This is a genomic window from Paenisporosarcina sp. P4_D4, from assembly GCF_056401835.1.
The window spans coordinates 1-3,007 of sequence record NZ_JBFUIO010000189.1 but is presented as its reverse complement, the minus strand read 5'-3'; the positions used below and the strand labels follow the sequence as shown (position 1 = coordinate 3,007).

Genomic DNA, 3,007 nt, shown 5'->3' with positions numbered 1-3,007 from the left:
ATAGGAGATTGTTTTTCTTCTGATAAATAAGCTTGAAATCCTATTTTTTTAAGTCGATCTCTTAACATTCGATTATTATTCTGATAACGTGAAAACCTTGCTGGAATGCCACCTTCTTCATCTAATTCATCAAGGGCCTTAGAAAACGCAGCCACTACATGTGTCGGAGAAGTAAAACGCCATTTCCCGTCCTTGTCCATTTCCTTCCATTGATCATATAAATCTAATGACAAACTTTGCGAATTACCTTCACAAGCTATTAGCTTCTCTAATCTAGCAACGACAAAAGCAAAACCTGGAACCCCTTGAATGCATTTATTGGCACTGCTAATTAAATAATCAATCCCTAGTTCAGGAACATTAATCTCCATTCCACCGAAACTGCTCATGGCATCAATGATTAACGTTTTCTCAAATTCCTTTGATAGTTTTGAAATCATCTCAATTGGATTTAATATGCCTGTTGTAGTTTCACAATGGACCATGACAATATGCATAATACCTGGATCCTCTTGTAAAATTTTTCTAACTTCATCTTCATTCGGGTATTCATTGTAGGCGGTGCTGTATTCCCTAAATGCTAGTCCAATATATTTTGCTATTTTTACAAGTCTTTCTCCATAGGCACCGTTCGTTATAATTAAAACCTTATCTTGATTTGAAATTGTGGTATTCATCACAGCTTCAACCGCAAACGTGCCACTTCCCTGCATGAGTACAGTAGTATATTCTTCTTGGTCAGCCCCTGCCAATTTAAGAAGCTTAGCTCTTATTTTTTGTGTAATAGCTTTATAATCATTATCCCAAGTACAACGGTCTAAAAGCATTTCCTCTTTCACACTGCTTGTCGTTGTCAACGGACCGGGTGTTAAAAGTTTATAGTGATTCATGGTTCTCTTTATTCTCCTTCATTTATGAACTAGTCAGAAGTTGTTGGAAAGTAACGTTTTTTCAATCGGGTTGAAAAGACTTCTAATAGAATGGCAATAATTAGAATTGCGTAGGTAATAAAGCCAACCTCCCGCAGATCGAAGTAGAAGCTAGATGCCATAAAAAGCTCAAATCCGATTCCGCCTGCCCCAGCTGCTGCCCCCATTGCTACTGCTACACCAAAATTAATCTCAAATCGCAAGAAAATCCATGATAACAAATAGGTAAAAGTAGACGGTATAACACCGCTTCTTACGATATGCCACCAGTTCGCACCAGTTGATTGCAGCGCCTCAAAGATTCCCTTATCGACTTCTTCAAATGCCTCAGAAAATGCTTTAACTAAATAAGCGATAGAATGAAATAACATACCAAGAACCGCCGCTTCACTTCCCAACCCAGCGGAAATCGCAAAGATTAACACCCATAATACCGTTGGAACAGCCCGAATAACAGCAACAAATATACGAACGATTCTCGATACCCATGCAGGAGCTAAATTCGTTGCGGCCATCAAAGAAAGGAAAAAGGCTATAATGCCTCCGATAATCGTAGCTAGAAATGCTAAACCAAGTGTAATCCCAACTTGATAGACGGCTTCTCCTAAATCAAAATGACTTAATTTTGGTTCAAGAAACATCACTTTTAAGTTATAAGCTGTTTCCGAAATCGCTGAACCTAATTCCAGCCCTGCATAGTTAAAAAATAGAAAAGAAATAACTGTCATAACTGTTAGAATCATTAACGTCCATCTTAGAACTTGATCACCTTTGTTACCCGATTTTGTACGAATACGGCCGTCTTTCTTTCTTTTAATATAGGTTTCTTCCATTATAGAATCACCTTCCGTATATAATTTGATATAATATCCACAATAATGACGGTAATGACAATACATAGTGTCACAAGTGCTACCGCATTATAATTTAACATTTTATAATACATATCAAAGGTATATCCTATTCCCGAAGCCGTTAAGATTCCCACCAATGTGGCATTTCTAATATTCGTTTCAACCATGAACAATACCCAGCTGATCATCTGTGGTAGACATTGTGGAATGACAGCTTTACTCACAATTTGGAAATAGGTTGCCCCCGTTGCAGTTAATGCTTCAACAGAACTTTGGCTGGCTTCATCAATAGATTCGATAAATGCCCTTGTTAAAAAACCTACCGTTCCCACAAATAGAGCGAGAAATCCTGTTACTGAATTTTGTCCAAAAGAAATGAGCAAAACCAGCGACCATGCGACAACTGGAATATTTCTTGATACTGAAGCAATAAAACGAGCAAATACACTTAAGATGTTGTTTACTTTTGTTGTTTTTGATCCAAATACCCCTAAGAAGAGAGAAATAACAGCCGCAATAGTTGTTGCGGCAATAGACATAAAGATGGTTTCAGCTAATTTCCCTAGGATCTTTGGTAAATTATCAAGTGACTCCTGTGTCACCATTAAATTAGAAAAGATCCAGCCTATAGCTTCAGGGATTGCCGCCATCCCCTCCACAAAGTTAAATGTTGTAATAACTGATGATAAATAGGTAAGAACGATGATGAGGAGAAGAAAGATTACTGTCTGCCATTTGCTTTTTCGCATCGTTTTTTCATTCACAGTCATTTCCCCTTATCCTGTTATTAAATCTTTTGTTTTGGTTCCATAGATTTTGTGAATTTGTTCGTCAGAAAGCTCACGGCCATTTCCATTAAATACAACTTCACCACTATTCAACCCAATAATTCGATCTGAATAGTGTTGTGCCACTTCCACTTGGTGTAAATTCACTAAACATGTAATGCCCATTTCCGTACTTATCGATTTTAAATGGTCCATGATCACCTTAGAAGAATTCGGATCAAGTGAAGCAATTGGTTCATCACATAGAATCAATTTAGGTTCTTGAATAAGCGCTCGGCATATCCCTACACGTTGCTGCTGACCACCGCTTAATTGGTCACATCGTTTATAAGCATGTTCATGAATTCCTAGTTTCTCCAACAGGTAAAAGGCACGTTCTTTTTCCTCTTCTGTATATCTGCCTAGTAGTCCTTGTAGCGTTGTTTTATAACCAAAC

The 3,007-nt window shown here is 37.7% G+C and carries 4 protein-coding genes; all 4 read right to left on the bottom strand.

Annotation, left to right across the window (positions count from 1 at the left end; genetic code table 11):
* Positions 1-890: 2-aminoethylphosphonate--pyruvate transaminase (gene phnW, locus AC1DSL_RS16800; protein ID WP_477533082.1), on the bottom strand; the 890-nt coding region annotated here is incomplete at its 3' end.
* A 29-nt stretch (positions 891-919) separates the two neighbouring features.
* The gene (locus AC1DSL_RS16795; protein ID WP_477533081.1) at positions 920-1,762 is read right to left on the bottom strand and encodes an ABC transporter permease subunit; all 843 of its coding nucleotides are present in this window, start codon (positions 1,760-1,762) and stop codon (positions 920-922) included.
* Positions 1,762-2,547: a phosphonate ABC transporter, permease protein PhnE gene (gene phnE / locus AC1DSL_RS16790; protein WP_477533080.1), complete on the bottom strand. Its 786-nt coding sequence runs from the start codon at positions 2,545-2,547 to the stop codon at positions 1,762-1,764. The genes AC1DSL_RS16795 and phnE overlap by 1 nt, the downstream gene beginning before the upstream one ends.
* Positions 2,548-2,559: 12 nt before the next feature.
* Positions 2,560-3,007, bottom strand: a 448-nt coding sequence (locus AC1DSL_RS16785; RefSeq protein WP_477533079.1) for a phosphonate ABC transporter ATP-binding protein, incomplete at its 5' end; no start/stop codon positions are given.